16 protein-coding genes are annotated in these 12,518 nt (G+C 33.1%); 9 read left to right on the top strand and 7 right to left on the bottom strand.

Annotation, left to right across the window (positions count from 1 at the left end):
- The first annotated feature begins 27 nt into the window (after window positions 1-27).
- The gene (locus AABL52_RS18835) at window positions 28-873 is read left to right on the top strand and encodes a MerR family transcriptional regulator (protein WP_341518188.1); all 846 of its coding nucleotides are present in this window, start codon (window positions 28-30) and stop codon (window positions 871-873) included.
- Between the two features lie 131 nt (window positions 874-1,004).
- Entirely contained in the window at window positions 1,005-2,360 is a 1,356-nt protein-coding gene (locus tag AABL52_RS18830; protein ID WP_341519737.1) for an MATE family efflux transporter, read from the top strand.
- Between the two features lie 35 nt (window positions 2,361-2,395).
- Here the strand turns inward: AABL52_RS18830 and AABL52_RS18825 are convergent, their stop codons facing one another.
- Complete coding sequence (locus tag AABL52_RS18825) at window positions 2,396-3,061, bottom strand: DUF421 domain-containing protein (RefSeq protein ID WP_000923941.1); 666 nt, start codon at window positions 3,059-3,061, stop codon at window positions 2,396-2,398.
- A gap of 160 nt (window positions 3,062-3,221) precedes the next feature.
- On the opposite strand from AABL52_RS18825, the gene AABL52_RS18820 reads away from it, so the two are divergent.
- The 6 genes from AABL52_RS18820 (at window position 3,222) to AABL52_RS18795 (ending at window position 7,246) form a co-directional block, all read left to right on the top strand.
- A complete protein-coding gene (locus AABL52_RS18820) occupies window positions 3,222-3,800 on the top strand; it encodes a YdcF family protein (protein WP_000727384.1) in 579 nt (192 codons plus the stop codon).
- Between the two features lie 147 nt (window positions 3,801-3,947).
- Window positions 3,948-4,265 carry a DUF4870 domain-containing protein gene (locus tag AABL52_RS18815; protein ID WP_000678049.1) on the top strand — a complete coding sequence of 106 codons (318 nt, stop codon included), beginning with the start codon at window positions 3,948-3,950 and terminating at the stop codon, window positions 4,263-4,265.
- 229 nt (window positions 4,266-4,494) lie between these two features.
- Window positions 4,495-5,229: an oxygen-insensitive NADPH nitroreductase gene (gene nfsA, locus AABL52_RS18810; RefSeq protein WP_341518187.1), complete on the top strand. Its 735-nt coding sequence runs from the start codon at window positions 4,495-4,497 to the stop codon at window positions 5,227-5,229.
- A gap of 86 nt (window positions 5,230-5,315) precedes the next feature.
- On the top strand, window positions 5,316-5,900 hold the full coding sequence (locus AABL52_RS18805; protein ID WP_000709441.1) for a DJ-1/PfpI family protein: 585 nt from the start codon (window positions 5,316-5,318) through the stop codon (window positions 5,898-5,900).
- A 187-nt stretch (window positions 5,901-6,087) separates the two neighbouring features.
- Complete coding sequence (locus AABL52_RS18800) at window positions 6,088-6,633, top strand: sigma-70 family RNA polymerase sigma factor (RefSeq protein ID WP_002071176.1); 546 nt, start codon at window positions 6,088-6,090, stop codon at window positions 6,631-6,633.
- A 1-nt stretch (window position 6,634) separates the two neighbouring features.
- On the top strand, window positions 6,635-7,246 hold the full coding sequence (locus AABL52_RS18795; protein ID WP_000361345.1) for a hypothetical protein: 612 nt from the start codon (window positions 6,635-6,637) through the stop codon (window positions 7,244-7,246).
- 145 nt (window positions 7,247-7,391) lie between these two features.
- Here AABL52_RS18795 and AABL52_RS18790 read toward each other — a convergent pair whose 3' ends face one another.
- From AABL52_RS18790 to AABL52_RS18765, 6 genes are all read right to left on the bottom strand, one after another.
- Window positions 7,392-8,117 (bottom strand): sulfite exporter TauE/SafE family protein, encoded by a 726-nt coding sequence (locus AABL52_RS18790; protein WP_098259031.1) that lies wholly within the window; start codon window positions 8,115-8,117, stop codon window positions 7,392-7,394.
- Between the two features lie 125 nt (window positions 8,118-8,242).
- A complete protein-coding gene (locus tag AABL52_RS18785) occupies window positions 8,243-9,463 on the bottom strand; it encodes an MFS transporter (RefSeq protein ID WP_340420883.1) in 1,221 nt (406 codons plus the stop codon).
- A 19-nt stretch (window positions 9,464-9,482) separates the two neighbouring features.
- On the bottom strand, window positions 9,483-9,932 hold the full coding sequence (locus AABL52_RS18780) for an ArsR/SmtB family transcription factor (RefSeq protein WP_000459091.1): 450 nt from the start codon (window positions 9,930-9,932) through the stop codon (window positions 9,483-9,485).
- Window positions 9,933-10,060: 128 nt separating this feature from the next.
- The gene (locus AABL52_RS18775) at window positions 10,061-11,275 is read right to left on the bottom strand and encodes an MFS transporter (RefSeq protein ID WP_341518186.1); all 1,215 of its coding nucleotides are present in this window, start codon (window positions 11,273-11,275) and stop codon (window positions 10,061-10,063) included.
- A gap of 7 nt (window positions 11,276-11,282) precedes the next feature.
- On the bottom strand, window positions 11,283-11,750 hold the full coding sequence (locus AABL52_RS18770) for a VOC family protein (RefSeq protein ID WP_340420881.1): 468 nt from the start codon (window positions 11,748-11,750) through the stop codon (window positions 11,283-11,285).
- A gap of 166 nt (window positions 11,751-11,916) precedes the next feature.
- Window positions 11,917-12,036 (bottom strand): YjcZ family sporulation protein, encoded by a 120-nt coding sequence (locus AABL52_RS18765; protein WP_098872753.1) that lies wholly within the window; start codon window positions 12,034-12,036, stop codon window positions 11,917-11,919.
- Window positions 12,037-12,275: 239 nt separating this feature from the next.
- Here AABL52_RS18765 and AABL52_RS18760 point away from each other — a divergent pair, with 239 nt between their 5' ends.
- Window positions 12,276-12,494, top strand: coding sequence for an aspartyl-phosphate phosphatase Spo0E family protein (locus tag AABL52_RS18760; RefSeq protein WP_341518185.1), 219 nt, complete (start codon window positions 12,276-12,278; stop codon window positions 12,492-12,494).
- Window positions 12,495-12,518 lie beyond the last annotated feature (24 nt).

Genomic DNA, 12,518 nt, shown 5'->3' with positions numbered 1-12,518 from the left:
CGCTATTAATGAATTGGAGAAGGGAATATGTTATTAAACAAACGTTTTACAATTGGAGAAATGGCAAAAATGCATAATATAGCAGAATCTACATTACGTTATTATGATGAAAAAGGTATCTTTCATCCGTCTACTGTAGATCCGCAAACGAATTATCGTTATTACACAATCGATCAATTTTCACTATTAGATACGATTAAATTTTTACGCCAATTAAATATTCCATTAAAGGAAATTAAGAAATATATTGATGAAAGAAATCCAGCATATGCACTCAATTTATTGGAAAAACAACAAGAAATGATGTTGAAAAAACAAAGAGAAATTGAGTATGCTTTGGCGAAAATGGAGCATAAAATTCATTTAATTGAGGAAGCAACAAAAGCAAAAGCTGAACAAATGGTAATTAAAGAAATCCCGCAGAGGAAAATTACAGCCATTGCTGTTGCCCCAAATACGACAGATGATATGTTTGAGTACTATATTCATTCGCTGCAAAAAAATATGAGACAAATGGATGATAGCTTATTTTCTGGAGATATCGGTGTAACAGTTGCGAAAAAAGGATTAATGCAAAATGAGTTTCAAGCATATAGTAGTGTTTTCATTCTTTTAGATTACATGCCTTTTCAAGTACATAGCTCAGATGAAATTAAAGAAGGTATGTTTGCCTGTGTATATCATCACGGCCCATATGAAGAAACGGATGAAACATATAAGAAATTAATGAAATATATTGATCAAGAAGGATACGAAGTAAGTGGAGATGCAATTGAGATTGCATTGATTGATTGGTCTGTAACAGAAAATCCAGAGGAGCAAGTAACTGAAATTCAAATTCCTATCATGAAAAAACAAAGCAATAAGATGTAGAACTCGTATCATTACAAATTGACATCAAACAGAATAATTAAGTTACCTATTTTTCAAATTCTCTATTGACCTTCAAGTAACTTTAAGGTTTAAACTGTGAACAGAGCATTGAAAAAAGGAGCATTTATATGATGGAAACAACAGAAAAGTTAAGAGAAAAACCGATAAAAAGTTTATTTATTTCTTATTTAATACCAGCCGTTCTTGGAATGGTATTAATGTCAGTTAATATTGTGATTGATGCGGTTATGATTAGTAGAGGAGTTGGAGCAAACGGTTTAGCAGGAGTAAACGTGGCTATTCCAGCCTTTTCAATTTTCTTCTCTATTTCATTATGGATTGGAATGGGCGGGGCAACTTTATACTCCATTGCACTAGGTGAAAATAAAGTAGAAAGAGCAAGGTCTATTTTTACGCAATCCATGACGGTAGCAGTAATGATCGTAGGTGTGTTAGCAGCGATTTGCTTATGGAGAATAGAAGATATAGCATACTTATTCGGTGCAAACGAAGTGATTTTACCGTATGCGTTAGACTATTTACACGTATTATTAACGTTTGGAATGATATACGTGTTAGAAAATATTTTAAGTACATTTATACGAAATGATGGAAATCCTAATTTAGCGATGGCAGGTCTAGTTGTAACGGCTGTATTAAATATAGTGTTTGACTACATCTTTATTTTTATCTTTGGATGGGGCGTAACAGGTGCTGCTTCAGCGACTATTCTTTCGGCAGCGATCGGTTTTCTTGTATTATTAACGCACTTCTTTAGAAAAAGTAGTATTTTAAAGTGGACGAAATTCCATTTTGAATGGGATACAGTTAAACAAATTATGATTATCGGTTTCCCGAGCTTTACAGCAGAAAGTACAGTAGCGATTGTAACGATTGGTTTTAATATCGCATTCGTTCAATATGCAGGAGAAGTTGGAGTCGCTTCTTATGCGATGGTGAATAGTATTCATGCGATGACATTACTACTATTCTTCGGTGTTGGAGCAGCATTACAACCGATCGCTAGTTTCCATTACGGCGCAAATTTATCAGAGAGATTGCGCGAAGGATTAAAGTTCGCTGTAAAAATTGCGGTAGTACTTGGTGGTATTGCAATAATTGTCGGATTATTCTTCGGGAAATATATTATTGGTCTATTTGATGTCCAATCTCCAGAGTTATTGGAGTTAACATTAACGGGTATTAGCTTGTTCTTTATCCAATATGTATTTTTAGGCTATAACATTGTGTATGGAGAGTACTTCCAATCCGTGCGACAAACGACAAAATCAGTGCTTATTATAATAAGCCGAGGGTTATTATTTATTATTCCATTATTATGGATTATGCCAAAATTATTTGGGATAAATGGAATTTGGCTCGTTATGCCAGTAGCTGAAGTATTGACAGCGATTATCGTATTTACGATGAATCGTATGAAACATCCTGTTCCATTAAATATGGCGGGAGAGAAAGAAGCGATATAATGAAGAAAATCCCCTTAAGAAATTAAGGGGATTTTCTATTCTTTTAAACTAATCGCAAAAGATCCATCTGTTTCTTGAACAGACGCGAAAGCAACGCTTTTAATATTAGTGATGCCCTTTTCTTTTAATTCTTTATATAACCATTTTTCGTCTTTATGAATTAACTTTAAGTTATCGTATTGAATTTGCGAATCAACGATAAGGGCAATTGGTAATCCGGCATACGTAACATCTATGTTCAAATCTTTTGGAGTTAATGGTACAAGCTCACGCTTTGGTAAAATACTAATGGCTCCGTTTGCTTCTAAAATAGCGTATTCAATTTCATGAACACTTGGGTATCCTGCGACGCGAAGGTTAGAAAGTAGTTCAGCAATTGGATATCTACTTTTTTGTAAGTTCTCAAAAATAATGTCACCATGTTTAATTAAAATGATAGGATGTCCGAGAATGAAACGATTTAGTTTGTTTAGTAAGCTTAATTTTGTAAGAAGCAAATGCAAACATGTAATAACGACCATACCGAGAAAAGCTTGCAAAGCACCAGAGACTGGTATGGCCTGAAAAGCTAAATAAGATAAAAAGATAATAGCACCAAAATCATGAGGAGTTAGTTGTGCTAAAGCTGACTTACCGAGCATCTTAAGTGATAGTAAAAATAAGATGAAAAAGAACGATACGTTACATAAAAAGAGAAGCAATAGGGACACTCCTTCGTGCAAAGTTGTACTTACTGTTCCCGAAAGAAATATAAATATTACTTTCCGGAGGATAAATTAGGGTGAATTGGAATTTGTCTGTATACAAACAAATAAATGGATATTATCATGAAAGAAGCAAAGAACTTAGGAGTATATGGATATGAAAAAGAAAAAAATTATTAAGTATATGATAGGAATTATAATGGTTTGCGCCGTTTATGCGGGATTTTTACAATATAACATATATAAGCATGGGCAAATGAATGCTACCTACGATGCGGATTATATAATTGTATTAGGCTCGAAAGTAAACGGAACGACACCATCGTACTCATTGCAATATCGTATTGATGAAGCAGCTGAATATTTACAATCACATGAGAAAACGATTGCTATAGTATCTGGAGGGAAAGGAAAAGGGGAAGATATTTCAGAGGCATTAGCAATGAAGAATGGATTAATGAAACAAAAAATTGCAGAAGACCGCATTATAATGGAAGATAAATCAACGAGTACAGATGAGAATATTAAATTCTCAAAACCGTTAATTCCAGACAATATGAAAAAAGGAATGATCGTAACAAACGATTTCCATATGTTTAGAGCGAAAAAAATAGCAGCAAAACAAGGGTTACAATTAGAAGGTCTTCCGGCCGAAACACCGAAGCGAATTGTCATTCCATCGAATATACGAGAGTATTTAGCCATTACGCAATATTGGTTTATGAATCGAATATAGAAAAAATAATCCCGCCTCGAAATCCAGGCGGGATTATTTTTGATGAAAATCTTACAAAGATGTCATGTTTATGAAAGGTAAAGCGATAGTTTCTAGAATGGATTCCTGACATAATGAAGATAACAAAAACATTTAGAGGTGAATCGGATGAAAGGAAATAATATATTATCTTCACTATGTTACTTTAGTATCTTTTTTGCACCATTTTTACTGCCAATTATCGTATACTTCGTTGCGGAGGATGAAGTGAAATACCACGCGAAAAAAGCATTTTGGTCACACATTTTCCCGTATGCGGTTTTATTTGGTGGCTTAGCAGTATCCGGCATATATGGCTTAAGCTTCAATCAATCTGATGGTGCTGGAATTGGAATGATGATCACATATGCGGTGTTCATACTTGTAGGGATTTATTACTTCATTTGGAATATCGTAAAAGGTATTAAAGTTTTGAAAACAGCGTAAAATAAGGAATAATTCGATGTAAGTTTGTCGGTATTTGTCGGTAAGTCGATATATTCGAAGAATGGTTGATGTTGTGCAAGGAATCGTCGATATAATTTCATTTACCGTATTGATAGACGTTTTAAAAAGAGCAATTCAAAAAGAATTGCTCTTTTTGTGCTTATAAGTTGTGAATATTGAAAAAGATGTGTTAATTTTTCATTATGAAGAGAAAAAAGGAGTGTTTTTCATGAACGAGATTATATATAAAATGGAGCAACACGTTTCAGTTCGTAAATATAAAGAAGAATCAATCCCGAAAGATGTAGTAGAAAGGATGGTACAAGCTGCGCAGCATGCCGCTTCCTCACATTTTGTACAGGCGTATTCTGTTATATATGTAACAGATCAAGACCTAAAGGCTAAACTAGCAGAGTTATCCGGAAATCGTCACGTGAAAGACTGCGCAGCATTCTTTGTTTGTTGTGCGGATTTAAAACGACTTGAAATGGCATGTGAACAGCATGGTACAGAAATAAAGCATGAAGGAGCAGAAGATTTTATCGTTGCGACGGTAGATGCTTCACTTTTCGCGCAAAATTTAGCACTAGCAGCAGAATCGTTAGGATACGGTATTTGTTATATTGGTGGTATTCGTAATAATCCGAGGGAAGTAAGTGAATTGCTTCATTTACCAGATAAAGTATATCCTGTATTCGGAATGACAGTTGGTGTACCAGATGAAGATCATGGAGTGAAACCACGTTTACCAGTAGCAGCAATCCTTCATGAAAATGGGTATAATGAAAAGAAATATGATGAATTATTAAACGAATACGATGAAACGATGAGTTCGTATTACAAAGAAAGATCATCAAATAAGAAAAACGTAACATGGACGGAATCAATGAGTTCGTTTATGGCTAAAGAAAAAAGAATGCATATGAAAGAGTTTTTAAGTGAAAAAGGATTTAATAAGAAATGAGTAAAAAGGCAGACCTGCATGTAGGTCTGCCTTTTTTGGAGGAGAAATAGGATTATCTTCGAATAAGTATAGGGGGAGGAGATACTATGAAAAAAGCTTTAATCTTTTTATTTGATGGATTTGCGGAATTTGAAGTGAATATAGCGAGTTTATTTTTGATAAGTAAGGAATTTGAAATAATAACAGCAACTGTAGACGGAAAAACAGTTACAGGAGAAGGTGGATTTTTGTGTCAACCACATGTCTCTATTGAGCATATTGAAGTAGCAGACTATGAAGTGTTTATTGTACCAGGAGGACATATTTTTGATCATTTAGAAAATGAAAAGTTGTTATCTATCGTGAACGAATTACATAAGCAAAATAAATGGATAGCAGGTATTTGTGCAGGGACATCTTTACTGCATGCGTCAGGAGTACTTAATAAGAAGAAATTCTCAACATCATTAACACGAGATGAAAAACAATTAGCGCATTTACATGAATGGGAATATAAACAAAATAAAGATGTAACCGTTGATGGAAAAATAATAACAGCGGTAGGATCTGCGTACGTTGAATTTGCTACTGAAATAATGAAGCAGCTCAATTTATTTAATGAAGCTGAAGCGAAGGAGAACTTGCAATACTTTAAAAATGTAACAGAGGTTTGTGATGAAACGTTAGTATAAGTGAATAATTTAATTGTTAATACCTAAGTTCAGAATGTAGATACTCCTTTCTGAACTTAGGTATTTTATTTATTATCATTATACATAGAAATAAAAATTAAGAAATTTTTACAAAAGTGATAGAAAATGAGAATGAAATACCAATAGTAAGTAAAGGCAGCTGCTAAAGGGGAATTGAGGAAGGAAGATGTTTATGATTTTCGATTCTGAAGAGGATTTAATTATAGCTATGAAAAAACGTGATCAAGATGCTTTGAAAGAAGTAATTGATCAATATGGAAAGTTAATTTTATACATTATTCATAAATCATTAAGTACCCCTATGGAGAAACAATATGTGGATGATTGTTATAACGATGTATTTACTGTCATTTGGTTTCATATCGAACAATTTGATACAGAAAAGGGAAACTTAAAATCTTGGATGATTGGTATTACTAAATTAAAGGCATTGGAATATAAAAAGAAAATATATAAAGAGAATAAAATCGATAAAGACGTAGAAATAGATACAGGTATTCATGATAGGTATGAAATAGAACAAGAAGAAGAGATTATGGAAATAGTTCAAGATTTAAATAAGAAAGATCGATATATCTTTTTGAAGAGGTATATTGATGGATATTCCATTGACGATATTGCGAAAGAATTAAAAGTGACGGCGGATTATATATACAATCGAATTTCTCGTGGGAAGAAAAAAATTCAAAAACTGTGGAAAGGGAGTGTGTAATATGGATAAAAGATTATTATCTATGTTAAATGAGCTCCAATATTCAGAGGAAGAAATTGCACGTTTAGAGCAAGAAGCGAATGAGTCTATAAATGTAGATAAGTATTATGTGAAAAACGGGGAATTATTGAAGAAATTAACGGTGCAAATGTTGGAAGAATCAGTTCGGAAAGAGTTACAAGAAGGAGAAGAAATCGAGTGTGAAATATTAGTGGAAGAAGGAGGATTTGTTAATTCTAAAGTTATACCGAATATATTCACGGCAGGTGCTACTTTTTATTATTACATTGTTTTAACTAATACAAGGTTACAAATTGTAGCGTTAGATTGTTATTTTAAAAAGTTGAATGAATACAATGTACTAATAAACTCAATTCAAGCAGTTTCGCAACATAAAAAAATGAAAAATGTATATGGAATTAAAATAAATAACAATTATATACAATTAGGAAGTGAAGAGTATAATCAAAAATTAACAATTTTAATTGAAAAACTAAAACAATATGGAGTGAAAGAAGAGAGATATAAGGAATTTGAAAAACGTTGGATGATTTTTTTCAATGTCTTTGTAATAGTAATAGGTGGGATTTTAGTTTTAAAATATTTAATGTGAATATAAAAAGCGGCATAATAGCCGCTTTTTATCGTTTAGTTAGTATTTTATTTATGATTTTGTAGCTCTAAAATATGTTTTTTATGATGTAAACTACTCCACCGCACGTAATAATATAAAGCATCTATTATCTTGAAAAACTTACTTATAACAAATGCAAACTTTCAATAAGAAGATACATACCGGTGCAACTTAAAAGGATGTACGTAAATATTTTAAAAATCCGTTGATTGAGCCATTTAAAAATAATTTGACCTATATATAAACCTAGAAATACGATAGGGATAGCATAAAAACTTGATTCCCAAATTGTTTTGTTTGTGCCAGTAAAGAGTATTTGAGTTAGTAGACTAATGAAATATATAAATAGATAAAAAGCTAAAGTGGTTGCTCTTAATTTCTCTTTTTTCGTATCAGTTCCTGTAAAGTAAAGTAACAGGGGGGGGCCTGGCATACCGATACTTGTCGTTAAAAGACCAGATAATCCGCCAACTATGAAATCTCTAGATTTTGTTGATTGAATCTTAAAGTTGCATATTAGCATCAACGTTAATAGTAAGAGTAGGATGCTAATTGCTAATTTAAATGTGTTGATGTTAATAGAAGTGAAAATGATAATACCAAAAGGAACACCAACTATACTGCCGAAAATTAATCTTTTCAGTAGAATAAAATCAATGTCCATTCTTATTTTCCAGATGAGTGATATGGAAATAATTAATGATAAAATGATATTTATTTGTATAGCTTCTTGTGGTAGAAATAGCATGAGTAAGAAAGGTGTTGCCATAATAGAAAAGCCAAAACCTGTACTTGTTTGTAAAATAGAAGCTACTAATATAATACATATGAAAATGAATATAATCTCCAAAATAGCCCTCCTACATAATCAGATCCAATACATATTTTAACATAAAGTGAAACTTTAATCAGTGAGGGCTTACTGTCCTTTAATACGGGGAAAAAGCGGCTAAATAGCCGCTTTTTATGCTGCAGTTAATATTCCAATGATGACCCGGTAGCTTTAAAATATTTTTCTCGTGAAGGGGTCATTACCCGGATTGCTAATAAGCAGGAAAGGAAAAGAATGAGTAACGAGCTACTGATTACAGTAATTTGAACGGAAAGAAATTGTGCGGATGCTCCAATTGCTAAAATGAAAAAGATTTGGATGAAATTTTTTATGGAATCAAACACGCTATCGATACGTCCTATCATATGTACAGGGATGTTATTTTGATAAAATGTGATAAAGCCAGTACCAGCAAATGATGAAGAAATGCCAAGTAAAATGAAACCGCCTGCCGCGACCATAAATGAATTTGAAAAGGCGAAAATTACATAGCCTATTGCTGTGAAAATCATACCGAATCCGATACAATGCTGAATTGGTAATCGTTTGGCAAAGAGAGAGACAAGAAATGAACCGAAAACGTAAGCAGCACCAGTTATACTAACAAGCATGCTATATTCCATGTCGGATAAAAACAGTACTTGATTTGTGAAAACAACTTCTTGTGAATCGAGTGCCATAGAAACAAGCATAGTAGCTTGAAATAAAACGAATATGAGAATGATGTAAGTTTCCGTTCGAGCGAATGAAAAAACTTGTTTCAAATCACTTCGTAATGTTTGTACGAAAGTATTTGCAACCTCTTCGTTTTGCTTTGTTTGTAGTGTAATGTTTGGCAAGAAGTAAATGAGAATGGTAGAAAGTAGAAATGAAAGTGAGTTGCAGTAAATAACAAAGGATGCTGAGTACGTGGTGAGAAGTATTCCAGCAAGGGCTGGACCGATAATAAAAGCACCGCTTGTACAAAAGTTATTCCAAGCGTTGAATTGAGTGCGTTCTTCAGCTCGTATGAGCATTGTTCTATAAGAAAATGAAGCTGGATCGAAAAATGATGTGGCAATACGAGTCAAAAAGATAAAAATATAAATGGCCCAAATAGAATCAAATAGTGGAATACAGCCAATAAGAGCTGCTCGAATTATATCTGTGATGAGCATAATGGACCGTTTGTTTAATCGATCGACTATACTACCAGACCATATTTTTGTAACAACGGTGGCAATTGGACCTACAATCCATAATCCTGCTACAGCAGCAGGGGAGTTTGTGCTATTTAACACCATTAAGTTGAGAGCGATGAGATACATAAAATCACCTAAACGGGAAATCCCTGTTCCCGACAATAATAATAATTTATTTTTCATGAACAAATGGCCCTTTCTTTCATTGTTTTTTAATCTTGCAGGAAATAGCGTATTCCTCTTCAGAGTTTGATTGACGAGCGGTTTTGTTTTCCCAGCGTAATAAAACTTGTGAAACTTCCCACGTAAGCTGTTGTAATTCCTCTGGAGTTAAAAATAAATGAGATACAATATGACTACCTGTATTCGTTCCTTCTGTGCCGCTTTCTTCAATATAGAAATGAGCAGCTTTTGCTTTATAATATTTTTCAATAATTCCTCGTTTTTCTTTCGTTTCTACTAATTCAAGTAACCCTCCATCATATAAAATTTGAACGTGATAATGAACACTACCAGCAGATTTATTTAGTTTAGTAGCTACTTGCTTTGCAGTGAGTGCTTCGTCTTTTAAAAGGTGAAGAATTTGAATGCGAGTTGCATTGGAAATGAGCTTCTGCTGCTCAGCTGAAATAGTAAGTCTATCGTCAAACATTATGGCATCTCCTTTCTTATAATCTAAATTTATTGTACATTCTAAAAAAATAGAACGTAAGGGAAATAAATCGCCTTTTTCCTTTAAATTTCGACATAAATAAAAATAGCATGTACATAAACATGCTATTAAGTGATAGTAGATTCTTCATTAAGTTTCCCTCGATAAAACAAGAACAGCCATATAAAACTCATAAAAATACAGCATATAGCTAACAAGGTACCAATAACTTGCGGAGAAAGAACTTCTAAAAGCCATCCTGTAAAAAATATTGATAACTGAATAAGAGATCCGTAAATGGAATAATGGAATGAAAAAACTTTACCCATCATATTGTCCTTCGTGTAAGTTTGAAGTAATGTCGTATCAAGTGGAACGATGATTCCTCCCGCTATGCGCATACAGAATAGAGTAATGATACCGATAATAAGTTGATCGGACAAAATGAATCCGAGAAAGAAAATTCCTTGTAGGAAATAGGCCCAACCAAATGCTTTTTTCATTTTTTCTTTATTATGAGACATATAAAGATTAACGAGGAGGCTTCCAATCATAAGCCCAGCCCCTTGAACCGTATATAAAATTCCAATGTTAGTGCTGAAAATTCTTTCGGCATAGATCGTTAGAAGTAGCTGATAAGCGCCTCCGATAATGCCCCATGAAATGCCGACAAGAATTAATGTTAAAATGATTTTTGTTTGTAATATGTATGTATACCCATCTTTTATATCAGTAAAAAATGCTTTTTTCTTGCTACAATTATCATGAGAAGGGACACTCATATTATAAATAAAATAGGCTGAAATACAGTATGACAGGCTGTTGATTAAAAAAGCGAACTCAATATGTAAAGATTGTGCAAGGATTCCGCCTAAAGAGGCCCCCATAATAGACATAAAACTATTCATTGTACTAGAAAGAGAGTTAGCAGTTACGAAATGATTTTGGTGTACGATATTTTTTAAGGTTGCTTGTTTAGCCGGCTCAAATAAACAAGAAAGTACGGATAAACATATATTAGAAATGAAAATAATTTCAATTTCATATAGTGCAAATAAGTAAGTAAGGACGATTATGCCTCGTAAAGTATCGGTAAAAATCAGAATCTTCTTTTTAGAAAAACGATCTACAATCCCGCCTATGAAAGGACTAAGCAGAAGTTGAGGCAATCCTTTACTTATAAAAGTGAGTGCGATCATAAACGGAGATCCCGTTATGCTATAGATGAATGTTAATAAAGCTACAGTATGAAACCAATCTCCAAGTACACTTAATGTTTGAGCGTAAAATAGTTTTTTGAAGTTTTTGTTTGTTTTTAGAAGTGTTGAATAAGAGACTGACATAACGAGATTAATCTTTATGTAATGATGATGCTTGAACTTGTTTTTTCCACTCACTTACATACACTTTTTCCGCTGTAGGGAGTCCAACAGGTAATTGTGCAATCAATTCTAAACTATTTCCGTCAGGATCGTTAAAGTATACGGCGGCATGCGCTAATTCTGGAAAAACAATCGGTTCAATTGGTTCCATTCCGAAATCTTTTCGTGCTGAAATACCTTTTTGATTTAGCCAATGAATCGCATTTTCTAAATCATGTAAGCTTACTTGAAAGGCGATGTGTCGTAAAGAGGGATGATAATTAACTTTGTATTCTGTGCCTTCCCAAAGACCGAGCCAACTTTCATTTTCTTTAATCCAAAAGAAAGCAATATCATCTCCTCTTTTATATAATTTCAGTCCAAGTGATTCATAAAAAGGTATTGATATCTCTAGGGTACGGACAGGTAAATGTGCTTCGTAAAGACCTTTAATCATTGTAATCCTCCTTAGTAAAGTATTTCTTAATTTCATAGTAAACGTTTTTTTATTAGTTAAAATCGCAAAAAAGAGGGATATCACTTCATACGAAAGTATGAAAAAACAGCTCAAATATGAGCTGTTTTCGTATAGTTTTTCGTTCATTTGTTAAGGATAGGATATATTAGTATCCGAATCCGCCGCCACCCCAACAGCTACATCCGATGATGATTAGAAGGATGAATAGTACGATAAGCAAAGCAAATCCACCGCCGAAACCAGCGCAACTTCCACCATAGCTCATATGTTTTCCTCCTTTTGAGAAAGTTAATCTATATAATTCATGGACTACTATATACAGTATGTTTTTTGTATGGAAAAGGAGCCAGTCTCTTTTGTAATTAGACAAATGCCTGTATGGTCATTTTGATTGTATGTTGGGCTAGGGATATGTGAAGAAATCGTTACATATTTTGCGATTTGTTCATGGGAAAATATAAAAATTGTAAAAAAAACCATTTTTATATTTTTTTATGAGAGGATTTGTACTATAATTTTACAAGTAATATTATGGGAAAAGGGAGTTTTAGTAAAGAGATGGAGATGGGAAAATTACACAATAAAATAGAAAACAAAAAGAAAGAGCTAATTCAACTCGTTGCTAGGCACGGATTGGAACATGATAAAGTTTTGTTATTTAGCCGAGATTTAGATAAACTTATTAATAAGTTTATGAATGTAAAAGATAAAGTACATAAATAAATAATTTGAAGTTTTTTATATTAA

It is taken from the genome of Bacillus paramobilis, assembly GCF_038096195.1.
Lineage (GTDB): Bacteria > Bacillota > Bacilli > Bacillales > Bacillaceae_G > Bacillus_A > Bacillus_A mobilis.
The sequence above is the reverse complement of the archived record's forward strand: the minus strand, read 5'-3'. Positions and strand labels throughout refer to the sequence as shown.

Coding starts and splice junctions, on each gene's coding strand:
- AABL52_RS18765 (WP_098872753.1), bottom strand. CDS start 12,036: ATGAGCTATGGTGGAAGTTGCGCTGGTTTCGGCGGTGGATTTGCTTTG.
- AABL52_RS18795 (WP_000361345.1), top strand. CDS start 6,635: ATGGATAAAAGATTATTATCTATGTTAAATGAGCTCCAATATTCAGAG.
- AABL52_RS18835 (WP_341518188.1), top strand. CDS start 28: ATGTTATTAAACAAACGTTTTACAATTGGAGAAATGGCAAAAATGCAT.
- AABL52_RS18770 (WP_340420881.1), bottom strand. CDS start 11,750: ATGATTAAAGGTCTTTACGAAGCACATTTACCTGTCCGTACCCTAGAG.
- AABL52_RS18785 (WP_340420883.1), bottom strand. CDS start 9,463: ATGAAAAATAAATTATTATTATTGTCGGGAACAGGGATTTCCCGTTTA.
- AABL52_RS18775 (WP_341518186.1), bottom strand. CDS start 11,275: ATGTCAGTCTCTTATTCAACACTTCTAAAAACAAACAAAAACTTCAAA.
- AABL52_RS18815 (WP_000678049.1), top strand. CDS start 3,948: ATGAAAGGAAATAATATATTATCTTCACTATGTTACTTTAGTATCTTT.
- AABL52_RS18800 (WP_002071176.1), top strand. CDS start 6,088: ATGTTTATGATTTTCGATTCTGAAGAGGATTTAATTATAGCTATGAAA.
- AABL52_RS18780 (WP_000459091.1), bottom strand. CDS start 9,932: ATGTTTGACGATAGACTTACTATTTCAGCTGAGCAGCAGAAGCTCATT.
- AABL52_RS18830 (WP_341519737.1), top strand. CDS start 1,005: ATGGAAACAACAGAAAAGTTAAGAGAAAAACCGATAAAAAGTTTATTT.
- AABL52_RS18820 (WP_000727384.1), top strand. CDS start 3,222: ATGAAAAAGAAAAAAATTATTAAGTATATGATAGGAATTATAATGGTT.
- AABL52_RS18805 (WP_000709441.1), top strand. CDS start 5,316: ATGAAAAAAGCTTTAATCTTTTTATTTGATGGATTTGCGGAATTTGAA.
- nfsA (WP_341518187.1), top strand. CDS start 4,495: ATGAACGAGATTATATATAAAATGGAGCAACACGTTTCAGTTCGTAAA.